Genomic DNA, 19980 nt, shown 5'->3' with positions numbered 1-19980 from the left:
AATCAGAGCTTGATCCGAAAGTCGGCGGTTGAGGACTGGCGAGTGATTTCTGTCGATCCGGAAGGAGCCGATCGCAGCCGATATCGGGATATCGGCAAGATTGGCGACACGGCGGCCGGCGAAAAGACCCACCGAGCCGACCCGATCGACTTTCGGATCAAGCTCAGAGCGCCTTGAAGTCCTGCATGCGCCAGCCGCCGGCGCTGGCGAGGCACAGTTCGCCCTCGAACATGGCGACGCCGTCAAAGCTTTCGCGCGAGACCCTGAAACGGCGGCATGTCTGGCCGTTGTCCTTCAATTCGGCCAGCCCGGTGATGGAACCGCGTGACCCGGTACCGGCATTGGCCCACGGCACGGCCTGCCCGCCGAGCTGCTCGATGTCGGCCGAGGACACCGCGTTGCCGATCGTCGTCTGGTCGGAGTCGCGATCCAAATTGGCCGGCGCGGCCGAGGCCGATGTGCTGCTGGTCAGGATCGAGCGGTCGACTTCGGCCTTTTCCAGGCTGAAGCCACCGGCGCCACAGGCGGCAAGCGGCAAGGCGACCGCCACGATCGCGACTTTCGTGCTGGCCGAAGCGATAACGCGCCATTGCCTGCTGTCAAAAGCTTGCGCGATACGCGACAATCGGCAACCTCCCCCTGCTTCTTGAAAATCTGGGCTTCGTAAAAAATTCTGGGCTTCGTGACAAATTGAGAAAAACTATGAGTGACACAGAGTTAACAAGCGGTGACTTTACCGAGGCCGCGGAGCCGTTTCGCCTCTTTGCCGCATGGCTGGAGGACGCCACGAAGAGCGAAATGAACGATCCCAACGGCGTGGCGCTGGCGACCGTCGACGCCGACGGCATGCCGAACGTGCGCATGGTACTGCTCAAGGGGTTCGATGAAAGCGGGTTTGTCTTCTATACGAATTTCGAGAGCGCCAAGGGCCAGGAAATTCTTGGCAGCATGAAGGCGGCGATGTGCTTCCATTGGAAATCGCTGCGCCGACAGGTGCGCATTCGTGGACCGGTCGAGATCGTCAGCGACGCCGAGGCCGATGCCTATTACGCAACGCGGCCTCGCGGCAGCCGCATCGGCGCCTGGGCCTCGAAACAGTCGCGACCGCTGGAAAGCCGTTTCGCCCTGGAGAAGGCGGTGGCCGAATACACAGCGCGCCATGCGATCGGCGAGATCCCTAGGCCAAAGTACTGGTCGGGCTTTCGCATCGTCCCGCGGACGATCGAATTCTGGCACGACAGGCCGTTCCGGCTGCACGACCGCGTGGTCTTTTCCCGCGATGCGAGAGGCGGCTGGGACAAGACGCGGCTTTACCCGTGAAAGAGAGGCTCAGGCCTTCTTTCTCGTCATGAACGCCGTGAGCGCCGCGCGCGCCTCATCCGATTTCAGCCGCTCGCGAAAATGCTCGCTTTCCTCGCCGATGCGGGCGAGGAGATCGTCGCGCGGGCCGCGCATCAGGTCGCGCGCGATCTTCAGCGCCTGCGGCGGTTTGGCCGCGATCTGGCCGGCCGCCGCCAGCACCGCAGCTTCAAGTGCTGCTTCCTCGACCACCTCGTAGATCAAGCCGGCGGCCTTCGCCCGTTCGGCCGAAAGGCCTTCGCCGAGGCCGAGCAGCGCAAACGCGCCTTGCTGTCCCAATATCCGCGGCGCCAAAAGGCTCGATCCCGCCTCCGGCACCAGGCCGAGATCGACGAAAGGCGTCCTGAAAACGGTGCGCGGCGTGGCGAAGGTCAGGTCGCAATGCAGGTTGAGCGTCGTGCCGATGCCGACCGCGATGCCGTCGACGCCGGAGACGATGGGCTTTTCCACCCTGGCAAGCGCCATCAGGAAGTCCCAGACCTCGGTGCCGCCATCGCCGCCGGTGGCGACGACCATGAAATCGGCGAGATCGTTGCCGGAGGAGAAGGCGCCGGGCACGCCGAGGAACACATGGACGTGGATCGCTGGATCGGCGTCGCCCTCGGCCAGGGTGTTTGACATTTTGGCATACATGGCGCGCGTCAGCGCGTTCTTCTTGTCCGGCCGGTTCATGCGGATGATCTGGATGGCGCCTTGGCGCTCGACGAGGATATGGTCTGTCACGGTCTTTTCCTTGTGAACGTCAGGCAGAAATGAGCGTCTTGCCGGCTACAGCGAGGCTCTCGGCGCCATCGACGACGCGCTCCTTCAAGGCACTGACCTCGCCGAGCAGGTTTTCGGCGAAGAAACGGCAAAGGGGAATACGGCTTTGATCGGCAAGAGCGCCCCGCGCCAGATAGGCGCCGCCGGCGGCCAGCGAGATCAGCCTGAGATAGGGCGTAGCACCCGCCAGCGCCTCGTCCGAGCGGCCGTCGGCCGCCAGTTTTTGCAGGAAACGAGTCGCTTGCGTCAGATCGGCAAATGCTGCGTCGAGAGCATCGGCGGTGCGGCCGAAACCCTGCAGGTTCGAGGTTCGCACCGCTCCTGCCACCGCTGCCAGTTCATCGATATAACCATGCACATGGTCGCCGCCGCCGAGCGGCAGCTTGCGCATGACCAGATCGATCGCCTGGATGCCGTTGGTGCCCTCATAGATCGGCGCGATGCGCGCATCGCGGTAGAAGGCGGCCGCGCCCGTCTCCTCGATGAAGCCCATGCCGCCATGCACCTGGACGCCGAGCGACGCAACCTCGACGCCGACATCGGTCGAGAAAGCCTTGGCCAGCGGCGTCAGCAGATTGGCACGGTCGCGCCAGTGCGCCGCCTCGTCGCCGTCAGAGACGCGGGCCAGGTCGATGGCGTGGGCACAGGAATAGCTGATCGCCCGCGCGATCTGCGTCAGCGCCTTCATGGTCAGGAGATTGCGCTGCACGTCGGGGTGATGGACGATGGGCGCCATGCCGGCACCAGCGTAGCTTGCCGCTTTGCCTTGCCGGCGGTCGTTGGCGTAGGCAATTGCCTTCTGCGTTGCGGCCTCGGCGACCGCGACCCCCTGCATGCCGACACAAAGCCGCGCATTGTTCATCATGGTGAACATGCAGGCGAGGCCCTTGTTCTCCTCGCCGATCAGCCATCCGACGGCACCCGGCTTGGCGCCCTGGAAGCCGTCACCATAGATCATGGTGCAGGTCGGCGAGGCATGGATGCCGAGCTTGTGCTCGAGGCCGGAACAGAAGACGTCATTGCGCGCGCCGAGCGAGCCATCGTCGCCGACCAGGAATTTCGGCACCAAGAACAGCGAGATGCCGCGCGTGGCGGCCGGCGCATCGGGCAGCCGCGCCAGCACAAGGTGGATGATGTTGTCGGTGAAATCGTGCTCGCCATAGGTGATGAAGATTTTTTGGCCGAAGATACGGTAGCTGCCGTCATCGGCCGGCTCGGCGCGGGCACGCAAGGCGGCGAGGTCGGAGCCGGCTTGCGGCTCGGTCAGGTTCATCGTGCCCATCCATTCGCCGGACACGAGCTTTTCGAGATATTTTGCCTTGAGGTCTTCGGAGGCGTGTTTGTCGAGCGCTTCGACCGCGCCCATGGTCAGCGTCGGACCGATGCCGAAGGCCATGGCGGCGGAGTTCCACATTTCGAGCGCCGCCACGCCAAGCATGGTGGGCAGCGCCTGACCGCCATAGGCTTCAGGCCCGGAGAGCGCGTTCCAGCCGCCGTCGATCCAGCGGCGATAGAGCTCCTTCCAGCCGGGCGGCGTGGTGACGGCACCACCCTTCAGCACCGTACCTTGTTCGTCGCCGATCTTGTAGAGCGGTGCCACCTCCTCGGTGGCGAAACGGCCAGCCTCGGCAAGGACGGCATCGACCATATCCTCGCCGAGATCGCCGAACCTGCCCGCATCAAGCGCCGACTTCATGCCGGCCACGTGCTTGAGCGTGAAAGCGATATCCTCGACCGGTGCTCGATACATGCCGCTTCCTCCTCCCGATACATCGGCCCGGTCAACCCTGGAGCCGGTGCCGCTGCAAAACCGCCCGCCCTTTGGGCGGTCTCCCATCTTCTTTTACGTAAACGTCAAATTTTGTCACGCTGATTTTGCAATCGCGTCGGCCTGTATTAAATTCGGCCGACGCCGCATCAAATCGACCGGCGACAGACCAGACCAGCCGACCGGAAACCATCCCTATGCTTGCCAGACCCGACGCCTATCGCTGCAGCGAATGCGGCCTGCCCTACCGGTCGGAGGGATTCTGGTATTATCAGGGCAAGATCGAGAACGCCGCCGCCTACTGGTCGGATCGCGGCATATTGTGTTCGCCGCGATGCTCGCTGGCCTACCACCGCAAACGCACGGCCGATGGCACGTTACGGCAAGAGCCAGCGCCTGATCCGTTTGAGGTTCAGCCGCTTGTCCGGCGATGACGACCGGATCAAGGTGATCACGATGCCAAACAAACAGACCGGTACCCGCCTCGAAGCAGACCAGGAGGCAGCTCAGCCCTTCAATGAAGAGGCCGACATCATCCACCTTTCGATCGAGGATCAGATGGCGTTGGTGGAAACGATTTTGAACCCGCCGGAACCGAATGAAGCGCTACGCAAAGCTGCTGACGCCCATAAACGACTTGTCGTTGAAACCAAGTAGTCTTGTCCTGACTGTCGCTCCGTCAAAGGCCGTTCGACCGTAGCTCCCCGGCCGAAGCACTTCCTTAACCATAGCGGTCCAGGATTTGCCTTTGATCAACGGGGATCCCCTGTTTGAAAAGGACGGCGCGCCTCCTTCGCCGCACAGCGCTTCTCGCTTTCGCGGCGACGATGGCGCTGTCGATGGCGGCAAAGGCCTCGGATTTTTCCGAGCCCTGGAAGAACGCTGATCGCGCCCTGGTCGTCGACGCCTACGAATACAATTCCATCGACTGGGCCCAACTCGCCACCGACAAGCGGGTGGTCGGCTTCATCAACAAGGCGTCCGACGGCATGCCGCCGCCCTATTTCTGTTTGGGCGACGACACGGAGGTGAAACTGTGCAAGGCACTGTGGAAACGCCACGCGGTGACGCGCGAGTTGTTCCAGACGCGCAGGGTCGTGGCCAAGGCGCTTGGCCTGAAATGGGGCGCCTATCATCTCGCCCGCCCCGGCAATCCGGTCGAGCAGGCCAATAATTTCCTCGATTTCGCCGAACCCGCGCCGGACGATCTCATGGCTCTCGACATCGAGGGCAATGATCCTTCGCAATGGATGTCGCTCGACGATGCCGAGGAATTCGTGCGCCAGGTGCATCGGCGCATCGGCCGCTTCCCGGTCATCTATACCAACGGCAAGACGGCCCGGTATATTGCCGACAACAGCTACAGATACAGGCTCCTGTCGCGGTTGCCGCTCTGGTATGCCCGCTACATCAACGACATCGACGAGCATTTTCCGATGGGCAACTGGCAGGGCTACGCGCTGTGGCAGTTTTCGGCGCAAGCCAATTGCGGCAGATTCCGCTGCCCTTACAGGGTCGCCGGCACGCCCAAGGACATCGACGTCAATGTCGCGCCGACGGATGCCGCCACACTGCGTGCGCAATGGCCGTTCGGTGGGCTCATCGACGTGCCGCCCGACTATCTCGCCTCGATACCCGTGCCGATCTCACGCGAAGCCGGCCTCGCAGGCAACGTCACCATCACCTATGCGTCGGTAGCAGCACCACCGACCTTCGAGGAGATGGTGGCAGCGCTGGGCACGCGCTGGACGAAATTTCGCGACGGTTTCCGCATGCCTGTCGTGAAGACGGTGCCGCGACGGCCGGGCTTCGGCATTGTCCAGTATGTCGCCTGGAAGCGGACCGAACAGCGTTCCCCGGCCCAACTCGATGCCACCTTTGCCGTCGCCGATCCGCTCAGCACCGCTTCGACCGAGATCGATCGCCGCCAGCGGTAGACTGCCGTCTCTCCAATAGAGATCTTCAGTTTGCCTGTTCGCGCGCCACGGCCTGCCAGCCGATGTCGCGGCGGCAGAAGCCATCTGGCCAGTCGATGCGGTCTAGCGCGGCATAGGCTCGTCTCTGCGCCTCGCCGACCGTGCTTCCTGTCGCCGTGACATTGAGGACGCGGCCGCCATTGGCAACCAGCGCGCCGCCGTTGATGGCGGTGCCGGCGTGAAATATCTGAACGCCGTCGCTCGCCGCGTCGTCGACGCCGCGGATGACCGATCCCTTTTCCGGCGTGCCCGGATAGCCCCTGGCCGCCATCACCACGGTGAGCGCGGCCTCGTCGCGCCAACGCACCGAAGTATGCGCAAGCTGGCCGTCGGTTGCCGCATTGAGCAGGACCAGCAGATCGTCCTTCAGCCGCATCATCAGCACCTGGCATTCCGGATCGCCGAAACGGGTGTTGTATTCGATCAGCTTCGGCCCCTTGTCTGAAATCATCAGCCCGGCGAACAGCACGCCGGCGAAGGGCGCACCAAGTTCAGCCATGCCGCGCATGGTTGGCTCGATGATCTCGCGCATGGTGCGCTCGACCAGTTCCGGCGTCATCACCGGCGCAGGCGAATACGCGCCCATGCCGCCGGTGTTGGGGCCGGTGTCGCCATCGCCAACGCGCTTGTGATCCTGCGCGGTGCCGAAGGGCAGCGCAGTCTTACCGTCGCAGAGGCAGAAGAAGCTCGCCTCCTCGCCGGTCATGAACTCCTCGACCACCACCTCCGCGCCAGCGGCACCGAAGGAACCGTCGAAACAGGCATCGAGTGCGGCCCGCGCCTCATCCAGCGTCATGGCGACGGTGACGCCCTTACCGGCGGCTAATCCATCAGCCTTGATGACGATCGGCGCACCCATCTTTTCGACATAGGCCTTCGCGGAGGCGAGATCGCCGAAGCGGCCATAGGCAGCGGTCGGGATGTTGTATCGGGCACAGAGGTCCTTGGTGAAACCTTTCGAGCCTTCCAGCCGTGCGGCGGCCTTGGATGACCCGAAGACACGAATGCCTTGCGCGCTCAGATCATCGGCAATGCCGGCGACCAGCGGCCCTTCCGGACCAACCACGACGAGGTCGATTTCTTTCTCCCGGCAGAACGCGGCTACAGCGGCATGGTCGGCTATATCCAGTTTCACCAGTTCGGCCTCGCCGCCAATGCCCGGATTGCCGGGAGCGGCATAGAGCTTGGTCAGCAGCGGCGATGCGGCGATCTTCCAGGCGAGCGCATGTTCGCGGCCGCCGGAGCCGAGAAGAAGAACGTTCATGGCCACCTCTTGATGCCGATATCTTAAAGCACCCGCTATTGCTCTCTGGACGACGGGTCAAGGCATCAGGATGCTTTGATCGGAATTGCGCACGGGAACGTTATCCCCAGCCGAATATGGGCGCCGAACACGGCGCCCATATTCTGGCTCGAACTCAACCCTGGTAGACGACCGGAAACCAATCTTCACGCAATCTCTGTCCCGGCTGCATGCCATGGCCATGATAGGGCGGCGAGGTGCGCCCCGGCCGTTCGACGTAGCGCGCATCGTCACCGACCCAGCGCAGCGACAGCGCCCGACGCCGTGCCGCGGTCAGATTGCCGCGCGCGCCGTGCGCGGTCCTGAAGTCGAACAGGATGGCGTCGCCCGGCTCCATTTCCCATTCGAGAATCTTCAGGGACGGATCATTGTCGGGATCGGGCACCGGCAGATAGTCACCCTCGCCGGCATAAAAATTGCTGTCGTCGAGCCAGCGAACCGGCAGGATCATCTTGTCCCATTTGTGCGAACCGGCGATCAGCCGCAGCGTCGCCTCCTTCACCGGATCGATGGGAATCCAGAAGCTTACCGTCTGGCGGCCATCGACAAAGTAGTACGGAATGTCCTGATGCCAGGGCGTCGGCTTCTGCGTGCCGGGCTCCTTGACCAGCACGTGGTCGTGGAAGAACTGCGCGGTGCGTGACCGCATGACCGCTGCCGCCAGTTCGGCGGCCGGTGATTTCCGCACCACCTCGGCGAATTCGGGAATGCGCTCCCAGTTGCAGTAGTCGTCGAAGAAACTGCCGCGGCCGTTGGCGATGTCGGATGCGGCGGCGCTGCGGTTCCGCATGTTGCGCTCGATGCCGGCGGCAATCGCGTCGACCCAGCCCTTGAAGGCGCCACGGATGCAGACGGCGCCGTCACGCTGATAGTCGGCAATCGTCTTAGCGTCGATTGTCTGGGCATCGATCGTCTGGGTGTCGATTGCGAAAGCCATGGTGTTCTCCTCTTGGAATGAACCGACTATCGCAACCAACCTTCATTCAGTAAAATAATAACTTTCCATTCAGCACATAGAGTATGCCTATGAACATGACCCTTACGCAGTTGCGCTACCTTGTCGCCGTGGCGCGTTACGGCAGTGTCACCGGTGCGGCAAAGGTGCTGAACGTCTCGCAGCCGTCGATTTCGGTGGCCATCGACGCGGTCGAAAAGAATTTCGGCCAGAAGCTGTTCGTCCGCCAACGCGGAAGCGGCGTGTCACCGACATCGTTCGGTCGCGCCGTCGTGGCCAAGGCAAGACAGGTTCTCACCGAAACGGACGAACTCATCGGCCTGGGTTCAAGCAAATCAGCTGTCAGCGGTGAGCTGGTGCTGGGATGCTTCGAGGACTTGGCACCTTTCTTCGCGCCGGCCCTGATCCGCGCCTTCTCCGAACGCTATCCAGCCGTCAAGGTGGTCGTTCGCGACGAGACCTTCGAGACGCTGGGAAGACGGCTCGGCGATGCGGCCATCGATCTCGGCCTCACCTATGATCTCGGCCTGCCGACGCATTTCGCCCGCATCCTGCTGCGCGAACTTCACCCGCATGCACTGTTGCCGGCGGGCCATGCCCTGGCGGATCGCCCGTCGGTCAGCCTTGCGGATCTTGCCGCCTATCCGCTGATCACCACGGACCAGCCGCACAGCTGGCAGCACATGCTCGACCTGTTCCGCAGCCGCGGCCTTTCGCCGGTGGCCGATACGACGACAAGCTCGTTCGAACTGCAGCGCAGCATGGTCGCCAACGGCTTCGGCGTCGCGGTCAGCTATACCCGTCCGCACGGCGACCGCAGCTATGACGGGCTGCCGCTGATCTGCAAGCCGCTGTCCGATCCGCTGCCGATGCAGCGGATCCTGCTCACCTATGACACGCATCAGCGTGTGTCGAATGCGGCGCTGTCCTTCATCGAAATAGCCAAGGGTTGGTTCGCCACCCGCGACATCTTTGCTTCGTGAAAGGGCGACGGACGCCACTCCCACGCTTGCCGCTTGACGGTTTCCGCCGCTGCTGCCACTCCATGGACATGGAAACTATCCAGTCGAAAACGGCGCAGGGCCGTGTCGCCGATGCGCCGAACGGCCATTGGGTTTACCGCGTGCTGCCGCGCTCGATATGGCCCTATGCGCAGCTTGCCCGGTGGGACAGGCCGATCGGCTGGCAGTTGCTGCTGTGGCCGTGCTGGTGGTCGGCGGCACTCGCGGCGAGCGCCTATCCGCGTCCCGGCGACCCGCTGCTCTCGTTGCTGCCGGCGCCATGGTATCTCGTGCTGTTCCTGGCCGGCGCCGTCGCCATGCGCGGCGCCGGCTGCACCTACAACGACCTCGTCGATCAGGACATCGACAACCAAGTCGAGCGCACGCGCTCGCGGCCGCTGCCGTCGGGCAAGGCGACGCGCCGGCGGGCATGGCTGTTTGTTGCCCTGCAGGCGCTGGTCGGCCTCGCGGTGCTCATACAGTTCAACAGCTTCGCCATCCTGCTCGGTATCTGCTCGCTGGTTGTCATAGCCATCTATCCGTTCATGAAGCGGATAACCAACTGGCCGCAACTTGTGCTTGGCCTTGCCTTCTCCTGGGGCGCGCTGATGGGATGGGCGGTCGAGTTCGGCGATCTCGATGGACCCGCAATCATGCTCTATATCGGCTCGATCCTATGGGTGATCGGCTACGACACGATCTACGCGCATCAGGACAAGGAAGATGACGCCATCGTCGGCGTGCGCTCGACGGCACGCCTGTTCGGCGACAACACCAGATCGTGGCTGGCAGGGCTCTATGGCGGCGCGCTGATCTGCTTTGCCATCGCCTTCGCCTCGGCGCAGGCGCCGGTGGTGGCGCTGGCCGGACTGATCGCCGCCGGCGCCCATATGGCCCGGCAGATCGCGGTTCTGGATATCGACAATCCGGACCAATGCCTGCGGCTGTTCAGGTCGAACAACCAAGTCGGCTGGCTGATCTTCCTCGGCCTGATCGGCGGCGCTGTGTGGGTGGCGGTGAAGCCGCTGGTTTAGCGCTAGGTCCCTCGCCCAGGCCCTTCGCAGGCTCAGGGCGTTCGAAGCTCGAAAAGCCAAGCAATTGGCTTTTTCGTCCGCTGTCGCGGACCGCTTCTCACTCCCGCGAAATGATTTCCTGGCCGTCGATGACCAGCCTGAGACCGAGGGCGCCAGCCCTGCGGCGGGCGAGGAAGCGCGGGCGGCGCGTGTGGGAAACGCGCCCCTTGCGGCGATCCTGCGGCGGCAGCGTCTTGATGGCGGCGCCAAGCGATTCTTCCAGGGTACGGGCAACGCCGTCCGACTCGATCAGCAGCATAGGCAGACGATAAGCGTCGGCCCAGGCGCGCCAGTCGGCGGCGACATCGTCGAGATCGTCGGCAACCAGCAGCGGCACCGACAGCATCGGATCGTTGTGCAAGAGTTCCAAGGTCACAGTGACATTGCCGTCCGGGTCCTCCATGGCGCGGGCGGCAACGCCGCGGAACGCATTGGCGGGCAGCACGACGATCGCGGGCAGGCCGCTCATCTCGAGCACGCGGCGGATCACGGCGCCACGCTGGTCGATGGTGAAGGTCACGTCGCCGTAGTCGTCGCGGGTCGCGTAGCTCACCACTTGCGGCAGGCGAAATGGGTCGAGACGCATGTTGCGTCCCGCCCAGACTGGCTTCAGTCCGGTGTTCATAGATTGCCTTCCTGTCTGTCTCCTGAGAGCCGGTGTCCGGTTCTCTCCGGGCCGGTTTTTCCAGCCTCGTTTGTATGGAGACAGTAGCGCGGGCTCCTTACCGCCCCGCTTAAGAAAGTCGGTTAAATTTTGCTGATCTCAGGGATGGTTATCGGAATGCCACCAGCCACAAGACGTTGAAAGGATCAGATAACCTTACCGGGATTCATGATGCCGGCCGGGTCGAAGGCGGCCTTCACCCGGCGCATCAGATCGATCGCTATCGGTGGCGCGGTGGCGATCAGCTCGTCGCGCTTCAACTGGCCGATGCCGTGCTCGGCCGAGATCGAACCGTGCAGGCTGCGCACGACGTCGTGCACCGCCTTGTTCATGGGATGATAGAGGGCAAGAAATGCCTCGTCGTCACCGTCGACAGGCCGTGAGATGTTATAGTGGAGATTGCCGTCACCCATATGGCCGAAGCAGACCACGCGAGCCCCGGCGCTCACCGACGCCACCGCGGCGGCTGCTTCTGCGATGAAGCGCGGGATCGATGCAATAGGCACCGAAATGTCGTGCTTGATCGAGGCACCCTCCGGTTTCTGCGCCTCGGGCAGTACCTCTCGGAAATTCCAGAATGCATCCCCCTGCCCGAGACTCGCAGCGATGACGGCGTCGCCAACGAATTCCTGTTCAAGGCCAGCCGAGAGCACGTCCTCGATCAAGGCTCTCGAATCTTCCGATGAACGGCCGGACGAGATCTGCATCAGCACATACCATGGCCACTCCTCGATCAGCGGCCGCGTCACGCCTTGGGCATGCGCGAGCGTGAAATCATATGGCCGCTTGCCGATCAGTTCGAAGGCGGTCAGTGCTGCCCCGGCACGATCGATCGCCAGGCTGAACAGGGAGAGCGCGGCTTCGGGCGACGACAGGCCGACGAAGGCGACTTCCCGACCCTTCGGCTTCGGAAACAGCTTGAGCACGGCGGCCGTGATGACGCCGAGCGTGCCTTCGGCGCCAACGAACAGGTTCTTCAGATCGTAGCCGGTGTTGTCCTTCTTCAGCTTGCGCAGATCGTCGAACACCTCGCCGGTAGGCAGCACCACCTCGACACCGAGGCAGAGTTCGCGCGCATTGCCGTAGGCAAGCACGCCGGTGCCGCCGGCGTTGGACGACAGGTTGCCGCCGATCTGGCAGGAGCCTTGCGCGGCCAGCGACAGCGGAAACAGCCGGTCGGCGGCCTCCGCCGCCTCCTGCAGCGTCTGCAGGATGACGCCGGCCTCGACCGTCACCGTGTTGGACAGGACATCGATCTCGCGGATGCGGTTCAGCCGCGAAAGCGACAGGATGATCTCGCGGCCGGACCTGTCCGGTACCTGGGCGCCGACCAGCCCGGTGTTGCCGCTTTGCGGCACGACCGGCGTGCCTGTCTCGGTCGCCAACCGCATGATCCGGCTGACCTCGTCGACGCTGCCCGGCCGCAGCACCAGCGATGTCACGCCGTGCCAGAGCCCGCGCCGCTCAACGAGGTAAGGCGCGATATCCTGCTCGCCACGCAGCGCATATTTGTCGCCGACGATCGCCGCGAAGCGATCAATGAGTGCGGGATCCAGTTTGGCTGAATTTTCGGTCATGCGGAAAACTATGTCGTGGACAGCGTGTTGTCACGAGGGGCGGCGGCACGCGAAAGCCGGTCGTTGATCGCCTCGCCCAGGCCGTCGAAGGGAACCGGCTCGACGGCGATGGTCCGCGCGCCGCTGCGGTCAAGCTCCTGCATAAAAGCGAACAGGTTGCTCGCCGCTTCGCGCAGGTCTCCGGTTTCGGATAAATTGAGGAAAGCGGCGGCGTGTCGCCAGCCTGCCGCCCGTTGGCCGCCGAAGCCGAGCAGAGCTTCGCCTTCGCTGACCGTCCCGGCATTGAGCCGCATCGCAGCAACCGGCGCATAGTGCGAGGCAAGCATGCCGGGCGCCTCGACGCCAGCGGCCCCGCCGCGCAACAATTCCATGCCGATGGCCGCCTCGATCTCCCCGGCGGCAATGCCACCGGGCCTCAGCAGCCGCATTCTGTCCCCCTCGGCCTTGACGATGGTCGATTCCAGCCCGACCGGCGTCGCGCCGCCATCGACCACCAGCTTTATCCGCGCGCCGAGATCGGCCGCTACCGCTTGCGCGGTCGTCGCGCTGATCCTGCCGGATGAATTGGCGCTGGGCGCGGCAAGCGGGCGGCCGAGCCTGGCGATCAGGTCGCCGCCAAAGCCCCTCGGCATGCGCAAGGCGATCGTATCGAGCCCGGCCGTGACCAGCGGATGGATGCCGTTGCCGGACCGTTGCGGCAGCACCAGCGTCAGCGGCCCGGGCCAGAATGCCAGCGCCAGTTTCTTCGACAGCGGATCGAACAAAGCGAGGCGCTCCGCCATAGCCATGTCGGCGACATGGGCGATCAGCGGGTTGAAGCGCGGCCGCCCCTTGGCCTCGAAGATGCGCGCCACGCCGATGCCGTTGGTGGCGTCGCCGGCGAGCCCGTAGACGGTCTCAGTCGGGATGGCGACGACATCGCCACCCCTGAGCAGCGCCAGCGCCTGCTCCATCGCCTCGCCGACAGCAAGAATTTCAGCCACTCTCGTCACCTCACAGATGCGGGGTGCGTAGTACGATGGCGGCCGTTGGGCAAGTCGGCTGTTAGGGCAAGGCGTTGTCGGACAAGTTTGGGGCATTGGCAATTTATCAATTCCTAAAATGCTATGCTTCCACGAAAGCCGGTATCAATTCCGGTCCGCTATTGTGCAGCTTCTGGGCAAAGGGGAGCGGTCATCATGTCTGTGCGTATCCTGCTGGGTATAATTCTTGCGGCGGCAACCGGCGGGGCCCAGGCCTCGTCTCTCGTTTTCCCGGGCGCGTCGTCCTCGACACCGTCGGTCATCAGGCTGGGCGCACCTATGGCCAGCGATGCGAAGTCGGTGGTGGCGGTCGGTAATGCCCAGCCCGGCGTCACCGATGAAAAGGTGGCGGCGATCCCGGACAAGCCAGAGACCAGGCATGGCTTCCAGCCAAGCCCGATGGTCATTCGCGGCGGCGTTACCGGTCCCGCCTTCTCGGCACCGGCGCCAACCGCCGCACCCGCGACAGATGTCGCGCCGGCGGCAGGCACCGCGCCGGCGCCAGGCATGGCGCCGGCAACAGCCACCGCCTCCGCGGCCCCCTCGGGCAACGCCGAGAACCAGTCCACCCCGCCGAGCGCCCCAGCGCAGGCAGCAGGCCAGCGGTTGCCTCCCAACGGCTATACCAAATAGCCTTGGCTCAAAGATCAGCCTGGCATTGATGGCGTGACTTGACGGCGGTCCGGCGCCCAGCGCACCATTGCCGGGCAAATCCCGTCCCGGTTTATCGCCGCTGGATACCATCGCCTAGATTTCGTCAGGCGGCTCTGGCAGACGGGATTTCATCGTTAGGGGTAAAGGGGGTTGATCATGAGAAAATCTGGAATCGTCACCGCGGCCGGGCTTCTGCTGGCGTCGTTGCTTGGTGGCGCGGCTCATGCCGACGACATGCTGGGATCTTATGTCGCGCGCATTTCCGACCGCGACCACCAAGCGAGTGACGGCTATGCACTGGACAACGCCGCGCAAATGGTGCGGCAGGACCGCGCTAACTGGCACAAATTCCACCGCCGCGACAGCGACGATGAGGGCGATCGCTGGTTCAGGACCAATGATCAGCGCGCCGATCTGCAACGCATGCTGGAGCGTAGCGGCGCCATGAGTTCCTCGACCAAGCGTGCCATCGTCAATGGCGAACCGCTGATCCAGGTCGACGTCTACGAAAACAGCGTGCGCGTCAGCATCCTCGAGAACTGACCGGGCCGTCACCCGGGACGACTGACAAGTCGGCATCGGGGAAGACTGACGAAAAAGGCGGCGCGTCAGCGCCGCCCTGCCATCGATAGGATCGACAGCTGAAAAAATCAGGCTGCTTCTTCCTTGTCGTCGTCCTCTTCGGACTCGCCGTCTTCAGCTTCTTCTTCGGACTTTTCGTCCTCGCCTTCAGCCTTCACGCTGTCCTGGGCGTCGTCTTCGTCCTCATCTTCGCCTTCTTCATCGTCGCCGTCTTCGTCGTCATCCGACAGGTCAGCGGCTTCGACCGCGGCGGCCGCGGCATGATCGAGGATGGTTTCGGAAGCGGATTCAAGCGCCTCGGCGGGAGCCGTGGTTTCTTCTGTCACTTCGATGTCGTGATCGGAATTCATGGAAGCCTCCGTGGGGGTTGGGGAACATGTCCCTTTTGCCACGGAGAGATCATCGTCATATGACTGTAAGCCGGCTCGAACGGCCGGTGGCAAAGAATATTTTCTTCGCCTTAACCGGCAATCTTCGAGAAATCCGCGACCTGACCGGTGGCCGCGCGGATGCGGGCGAGCAGGGCCAGTCGGTTGCCGCGCACCGCCTGGTCCTCATCATTCACGAGAACATGCTCAAAGAATGAATCAACCGGCTCGCGCAACACGCTAAGTGCCAGCAACGCGGCGGAAAAGTCATCGTTTTGAATCGCTTCGCCGGCTTGCTTCTCAGCCTGATTCACCGCTGCAAACAGCGATTTCTCGGCATCCTCGCGCAACAGCGCCGGCTCAACGGTTTCGGCGACCGCCGTTTTCTTCTTCTCCTCGGCGGCCAGGATGTTGGCCGCACGCTTGGTGCCGGCTAACAGGTTCTTGCCATCCTCGGTGTCGAGGAAGGAGCCGAGCGCCTCGACCCGACGGACGATCTGCAGGAGGTCGTCGTTCGGCGAATGGCCAATCTCCCCCCTTGTGGGGGAGATGGCCGGCAGACCAGAGGGGCGCGCTTCGCGCTGAGAGGTCGGCGGGACAGCGCCCCCCTCTGTCGGCTTCGCCGACATCTCCCCCACAAGGGGGGAGATTGGGCGCGAACCTGCCGCCAGCACCGCGTCGATCAAGTCGTGCCGGGCGCCCTGATCGCGGAGGTAGACTTTCAGGCGGTCGTGGAAGAAGGATAGGAGGTCGTCGGTCTTGTCAGCCTTTCCCAAGACATTTGCACGGCTGTTGGCCAGCATTTCCGAATTTTGTTTCAGCGAACTTTCATTTGGAAACATACCGTCCAAAACGGCCTTGTTTTCTTGGACCACATAAAAAAACAAATCATCGTATCTGCGCGACGATTCACTGGCTCCATGGACTGGATGACGCCAATTTTCGACTGTGAATTTCCCATCGAAATTCAGAACCAGCGAAACAATCGGATTCTCAATAAGCTTTCGCATATTAGCCTCCGATACGCCTTCGGAATGGACTGCGTCACTGACCTGACGGTACATTCCCCCCAGCGGGGCTAGCAAAATGGTCGCTGCGTGCCGGGCAAATTCGCTTAGGCGCAAATTGATCTTATTCTCGACCAAAATCCTCACCACGCCCAGCGCTGCTCTTCTCAACGCATACGGGTCTTTCGACCCTGTCGGCTTTTCATCGATCGCCCAGAAGCCGACCAGCGTGTCGAGCTTGTCGGCAAGCGCCACTGCAATCGACACGGGGTCGGTCGGCACATAATCGGATGGGCCTTGCGGCTTGTAGTGTTCCTCGATCGCTGCCGCCACGGATGGATGCTCGCCTTGGAGCAGCGCGTATTTGCGCCCCATCGCGCCTTGCAGTTCCGGAAACTCACCGACGACTTCGGTTGTCAGATCGGCCTTGGCGAGAACCGCGGCGCGACTTGCAAGCTCGGCAATCTCCCCCCTCGAGGGGGAGATGTCGCCGAAGGCGACAGAGGGGGTCGGCACGACTGGACGCGACGCCCCATCGCGGCCAGAGGATGCCGGCGCTTCATGCGCGGCGACCCCCTCTGGCCTGCCGGCCATCTCCCCTTCGAGGGGGGAGATCGACTGCGCCACGATCGGCGCCAGTTCTTCCGCCAGTCGCTTGATCCGCTCTACCCGCTCGCCCTGCGTGCCGAGCTTGGCGTGGAAAGTGACGCCGAGATGGTCGAGGCGCGCCATGCGCTGGTCGAGCGGCTTGGCCAGATCGAGCCCGAATTTTTCCGCCGATGCCTTGAGCTCGCCGAGATCCGGCAAATCGCCCTGGTCGGTCGTCCAGAAATACAGCGCATCGGACAGGCGGGCGCGCACCACCTTGCCGTTGCCGTGGGCGATCTCCTTGCCGCCGTCCTTCGCCTCGATGTTGGCGGTGAGGATGAAGCGGTTGGAAAGCTGGCTAATCTCCCCCCTCGAGGGGGAGATGGCCGGCAGGCCAGAGGGGGTCGCCGCGCGTGAAGCGCCTGCATCCTCTGTCCAAGGTAGGAGGTCGCGTCCGATCGTACCGACCCCCTCTGTCGGCTTCGCCGACATCTCCCCCTCGAGGGGGGAGATTAGGCGCGTCGTTACAAAGCACTTCTGGTTGGCGCGGATGGTCAGCCGGATCACTTCGGCGGGTATGGCGAGGAAAGCCTGCTCGAACTCGCCCATCAGCACGACCGGCCATTCGACCAGTCCGGACACTTCCTCCAGCAGCCCGTCGTCCTCGACCAGATCGAGCCCGTTGGCGAAGGCAAGATTGCGGGCATCGGCAAGGATGATTTCCTTGCGGCGGTCGGCATCGAGCACGACCTTCGCCGCTTCCAGCTTGCAAACATAGTCGTCGAAGCGGCGCACTGTGATGGCATCGGGCGCATGGAAGCGGTGGCCGTAGGTGATGTTGCCGGAGCGGATGCCGTCGATCTCGAAATCGACCACCACTGGCTCCTCGGTCTCCGGGCCGAAGGTGCACAGGATCGATTGCAGCGGGCGTACCCAGCGCAACGAACCGGGCTTGGCCGAGGCCGGGCCCCAACGCATCGATTTCGGCCATGGAAAATTGCGGATGATGCCCGGCACGAGCTCGGCGATGATCTCTTCGGCCGCCCTGCCCGGCTTCGAGATATGGGCGACGTAGAAGTCGCCTTTCTTCGGGTCGGAATGGACATGCGCCTCGGCGATCGAAGCAAGCCCTGCCTTGCGCAGAAAACCTTGCACAGCCTGTTCAGGCGCTGATGTCGAAGGCCCCTTGATCTCGTCGCGAATGTCCTTCGAGCGTGCGGTCAGGCCCCTGATATCGAGCGTCAGACGCCGCGGCGTCCAGTACTCGCGTGCCGCCTCATAGGTCAGCCCCGCCTCGACCAGACCGTCGGTCAGCATCTTCCTGAGGTCACCCGCCGCCTTGCGCTGCATGCGGGCGGGGATTTCCTCGGAGCGAAGTTCTAGAAGCAGGTCAGGCATAGTAGCTCCTCACCCTCCCCTCGATGGGGAGGGTCGGCGCGTCAGCGCCGGGGTGGGGTGGCGGCGTCTCGGTTTCAAGCGCCTTCGGCGTCTCGCGCGCCGAGGTGTGATTTTCGTTCTTCCACCGCCGCATAGATCGTATCGAGCACGGAATCCAGTTCGTTTTTGATTTCATGGTTCCAGAAGCGAATGGCGCGGCGATCGCCGATTTGCGCCCGTTTTCAGAAATCTTGGCCGTCCCTGTCGGGACGAGACGATCGCACCCGTCCTTGGATCAAAGATTTCCATGAACCTAATGCAGCGCTGAAGCGACCCACGCTCAGGCAGGGAACCATTGGCTGAACGACCATGAAAACGGCATCCAGACTTCTGCAGATCCTCGCACTCAGCGCCTGCTTCACCGCGCAGGCTCACGGCGCGTTCTCGATGCCGGGTGTACGGCAGGCATTGCGGACAATGGCCGGCCCGAGCGGGCAGATCCTGTCGCCAATCAACGCTTCCCTCGAGATGATGAAGCGTGCCTGAAACTCAGGCCGCCAAGCCACCCGCCTGCGTCTTCAAAAATGCCTCGCCGCAGGCCTTGGCCAGATTGCGCACCCGCAGGATGTAGCTCTGCCGTTCGGTGACCGAAATCACGCCGCGCGCATCGAGCAGGTTGAAGACATGGCTGGCCTTGATGCACTGGTCGTAGGCCGGGAAAACCATGCGGTGCATCGGCAGATTGTCGTTCGACGCCGGCGCACCGGCATCGAGCAGCGCCTTGCACTCGGCCTCGGCGTCCTCGAAATGGCGCAGCAGCATCGCGGTGTTGGCGTATTCGAAATTGTGGCGCGAATATTCCTGCTCGGCCTGCAGGAAGACATCGCCATAGGTGACCTTGTCGGCGCCTTCGCGGCCGTTGAAGTTGAGGTCGTAGACATTGTCGACGCCCTGCACATACATGGCCAGCCGCTCCAGCCCGTAGGTCAATTCGCCGGCCACCGGCGCGCATTCGATGCCGCAGACCTGCTGGAAGTAGGTGAACTGCGAGACTTCCATGCCGTCGCACCAGCATTCCCAGCCGAGGCCCCAGGCGCCCAGCGTCGGGCTTTCCCAATCGTCCTCGACGAAGCGGATGTCGTGCAGCAGCGGGTCGACGCCGATCGCCGCCAGCGAGCCTAGATAGAGTTCCTGCAAATTGGGCGGGTTCGGCTTCAGGATCACCTGATACTGGTAATAATGCTGCAGCCGGTTCGGGTTCTCGCCATAGCGGCCATCCTTGGGACGACGCGAAGGCTGGACATAGGCGGCGTTCCAGCGCTTTGGCCCGAGCGCGCGCAGTGTCGTTGCCGGATGAAACGTGCCGGCGCCGACTTCCATATCGTAGGGCTGCAAGATGACGCAGCCATAGGCCGCCCAATAGTTGTGCAAGGTCAGGATCAGCCCCTGGAACGAGCGGCTGGGATGCATATGGGCGGGGATTTCAATCGTCGGGATTTCAATCGTCACGGGGGCCTCGACAGCACAGGCTAGCTTGCAGGCACGTCCTAGAGACACGGCGGCGAAGCGTCAAGCAAGGCGCCCGCCCGCCCAGGGCTACGAACTCGGGTTAACGCGCTTTTGGGGTTGCGGCTGATCTGATTCCATTGGGTTCCCATGATTCGGAGCCCTGCCATGACCATTACCGCACTCGAAGGTTTCGAGAAGCCACGCCTGAAGGCGCTGTTGGAGCACCTTTCTGCAATCGAAGACCCGCGCGAACCGTGGCGGGTCGCACATCCCCTGCCCGAAGTGCTGTTTGTGGTCGTCTGCGGCACGATCTGCGACTGCGACGACTATGACGGCATCGCCGAATGGGGGGAGGCGCATCTCGATTTCCTGCGCCGCTATATGCCCTACCACCACGGCGTGCCAGGCGGGCGCTGGCTGACCATTCTGATGAAC

21 protein-coding genes are annotated in these 19980 nt (G+C 63.2%); 10 read left to right on the top strand and 11 right to left on the bottom strand.

Translation table 11 applies throughout. The features are described 5' to 3' along the window. Positions 1-163: 163 nt before the first annotated feature. Positions 164-625: an RT0821/Lpp0805 family surface protein gene (locus NKH19_RS05595; RefSeq protein WP_352981908.1), complete on the bottom strand. Its 462-nt coding sequence runs from the start codon at positions 623-625 to the stop codon at positions 164-166. Between the two features lie 77 nt (positions 626-702). On the opposite strand from NKH19_RS05595, the gene pdxH reads away from it, so the two are divergent. Further along, a complete protein-coding gene (pdxH, locus tag NKH19_RS05590; protein WP_352981907.1) occupies positions 703-1320 on the top strand; it encodes a pyridoxamine 5'-phosphate oxidase in 618 nt (205 codons plus the stop codon). A gap of 9 nt (positions 1321-1329) precedes the next feature. Here the strand turns inward: pdxH and NKH19_RS05585 are convergent, their stop codons facing one another. Both NKH19_RS05585 and NKH19_RS05580 read right to left on the bottom strand, forming a co-directional pair. Beyond that, positions 1330-2082, bottom strand: coding sequence for a crotonase/enoyl-CoA hydratase family protein (locus NKH19_RS05585; RefSeq protein WP_352981906.1), 753 nt, complete (start codon positions 2080-2082; stop codon positions 1330-1332). Positions 2083-2101: 19 nt separating this feature from the next. Further along, the gene (locus tag NKH19_RS05580) at positions 2102-3871 is read right to left on the bottom strand and encodes an acyl-CoA dehydrogenase family protein (protein ID WP_352981905.1); all 1770 of its coding nucleotides are present in this window, start codon (positions 3869-3871) and stop codon (positions 2102-2104) included. A gap of 215 nt (positions 3872-4086) precedes the next feature. On the opposite strand from NKH19_RS05580, the gene NKH19_RS05575 reads away from it, so the two are divergent. The 3 genes from NKH19_RS05575 to NKH19_RS05565 all read left to right on the top strand — a co-directional run bounded on the left by NKH19_RS05575 (position 4087) and on the right by NKH19_RS05565 (position 5826). Further along, positions 4087-4323: a hypothetical protein gene (locus tag NKH19_RS05575; RefSeq protein ID WP_352981904.1), complete on the top strand. Its 237-nt coding sequence runs from the start codon at positions 4087-4089 to the stop codon at positions 4321-4323. Continuing rightward, positions 4259-4546 carry a type II toxin -antitoxin system TacA 1-like antitoxin gene (locus tag NKH19_RS05570; protein WP_352981903.1) on the top strand — a complete coding sequence of 96 codons (288 nt, stop codon included), beginning with the start codon at positions 4259-4261 and terminating at the stop codon, positions 4544-4546. The genes NKH19_RS05575 and NKH19_RS05570 overlap by 65 nt, the downstream gene beginning before the upstream one ends. 170 nt (positions 4547-4716) lie before the next feature. Then, entirely contained in the window at positions 4717-5826 is a 1110-nt protein-coding gene (locus NKH19_RS05565; protein WP_352982062.1) for a glycoside hydrolase family 25 protein, read from the top strand. A gap of 25 nt (positions 5827-5851) precedes the next feature. On the opposite strand, the gene purD is transcribed toward NKH19_RS05565, so the two are convergent. After that, positions 5852-7129 carry a phosphoribosylamine--glycine ligase gene (gene purD, locus NKH19_RS05560; protein ID WP_352981902.1) on the bottom strand — a complete coding sequence of 426 codons (1278 nt, stop codon included), beginning with the start codon at positions 7127-7129 and terminating at the stop codon, positions 5852-5854. A gap of 154 nt (positions 7130-7283) precedes the next feature. Next, the gene (locus tag NKH19_RS05555; RefSeq protein ID WP_352981901.1) at positions 7284-8105 is read right to left on the bottom strand and encodes a phytanoyl-CoA dioxygenase family protein; all 822 of its coding nucleotides are present in this window, start codon (positions 8103-8105) and stop codon (positions 7284-7286) included. A gap of 89 nt (positions 8106-8194) precedes the next feature. Between NKH19_RS05555 and NKH19_RS05550 the strand changes: the two genes are divergently transcribed. Beyond that, entirely contained in the window at positions 8195-9106 is a 912-nt protein-coding gene (locus tag NKH19_RS05550) for a LysR family transcriptional regulator (protein WP_352981900.1), read from the top strand. Positions 9107-9174: 68 nt separating this feature from the next. Continuing rightward, on the top strand, positions 9175-10158 hold the full coding sequence (ubiA, locus tag NKH19_RS05545; RefSeq protein WP_352982061.1) for a 4-hydroxybenzoate octaprenyltransferase: 984 nt from the start codon (positions 9175-9177) through the stop codon (positions 10156-10158). 97 nt (positions 10159-10255) lie between these two features. On the opposite strand, the gene NKH19_RS05540 is transcribed toward ubiA, so the two are convergent. From NKH19_RS05540 to NKH19_RS05530, 3 genes are all read right to left on the bottom strand, one after another. Further along, complete coding sequence (locus NKH19_RS05540) at positions 10256-10822, bottom strand: DUF6101 family protein (RefSeq protein ID WP_352981899.1); 567 nt, start codon at positions 10820-10822, stop codon at positions 10256-10258. 185 nt (positions 10823-11007) lie between these two features. Continuing rightward, positions 11008-12438 carry an FAD-binding oxidoreductase gene (locus NKH19_RS05535; RefSeq protein ID WP_352981898.1) on the bottom strand — a complete coding sequence of 477 codons (1431 nt, stop codon included), beginning with the start codon at positions 12436-12438 and terminating at the stop codon, positions 11008-11010. Positions 12439-12446: 8 nt separating this feature from the next. Continuing rightward, entirely contained in the window at positions 12447-13421 is a 975-nt protein-coding gene (locus NKH19_RS05530) for an L-threonylcarbamoyladenylate synthase (protein ID WP_352981897.1), read from the bottom strand. A gap of 195 nt (positions 13422-13616) precedes the next feature. On the opposite strand from NKH19_RS05530, the gene NKH19_RS05525 reads away from it, so the two are divergent. Further along, positions 13617-14093: a hypothetical protein gene (locus NKH19_RS05525; protein ID WP_352981896.1), complete on the top strand. Its 477-nt coding sequence runs from the start codon at positions 13617-13619 to the stop codon at positions 14091-14093. Between the two features lie 177 nt (positions 14094-14270). Further along, positions 14271-14657, top strand: a complete 387-nt coding sequence (locus NKH19_RS05520; RefSeq protein ID WP_352981895.1) for a hypothetical protein — start codon at positions 14271-14273, stop codon at positions 14655-14657. 107 nt (positions 14658-14764) lie between these two features. Here the strand turns inward: NKH19_RS05520 and NKH19_RS05515 are convergent, their stop codons facing one another. Together NKH19_RS05515 and NKH19_RS05510 are read right to left on the bottom strand one after the other, a co-directional pair. Then, positions 14765-15046 (bottom strand): ATPase, encoded by a 282-nt coding sequence (locus tag NKH19_RS05515; protein WP_352981894.1) that lies wholly within the window; start codon positions 15044-15046, stop codon positions 14765-14767. Between the two features lie 110 nt (positions 15047-15156). Then, entirely contained in the window at positions 15157-18057 is a 2901-nt protein-coding gene (locus NKH19_RS05510) for a glycine--tRNA ligase subunit beta (protein WP_352981893.1), read from the bottom strand. Positions 18058-18405: 348 nt separating this feature from the next. Between NKH19_RS05510 and NKH19_RS05505 the strand changes: the two genes are divergently transcribed. Beyond that, the gene (locus NKH19_RS05505) at positions 18406-18582 is read left to right on the top strand and encodes a hypothetical protein (RefSeq protein ID WP_352950301.1); all 177 of its coding nucleotides are present in this window, start codon (positions 18406-18408) and stop codon (positions 18580-18582) included. A gap of 3 nt (positions 18583-18585) precedes the next feature. Here NKH19_RS05505 and NKH19_RS05500 read toward each other — a convergent pair whose 3' ends face one another. Beyond that, positions 18586-19506: a glycine--tRNA ligase subunit alpha gene (locus tag NKH19_RS05500; RefSeq protein WP_056581147.1), complete on the bottom strand. Its 921-nt coding sequence runs from the start codon at positions 19504-19506 to the stop codon at positions 18586-18588. A 204-nt stretch (positions 19507-19710) separates the two neighbouring features. Between NKH19_RS05500 and NKH19_RS05495 the strand changes: the two genes are divergently transcribed. Further along, on the top strand, positions 19711-19980 hold a 270-nt coding region (locus tag NKH19_RS05495; RefSeq protein ID WP_502910883.1), incomplete at its 3' end, for a transposase family protein.

It is taken from the genome of Mesorhizobium sp. M1338, from assembly GCF_040318045.1.
Classification (GTDB): domain Bacteria; phylum Pseudomonadota; class Alphaproteobacteria; order Rhizobiales; family Rhizobiaceae; genus Mesorhizobium.
The sequence above is the reverse complement of the archived record's forward strand: the minus strand, read 5'-3'. Positions and strand labels throughout refer to the sequence as shown.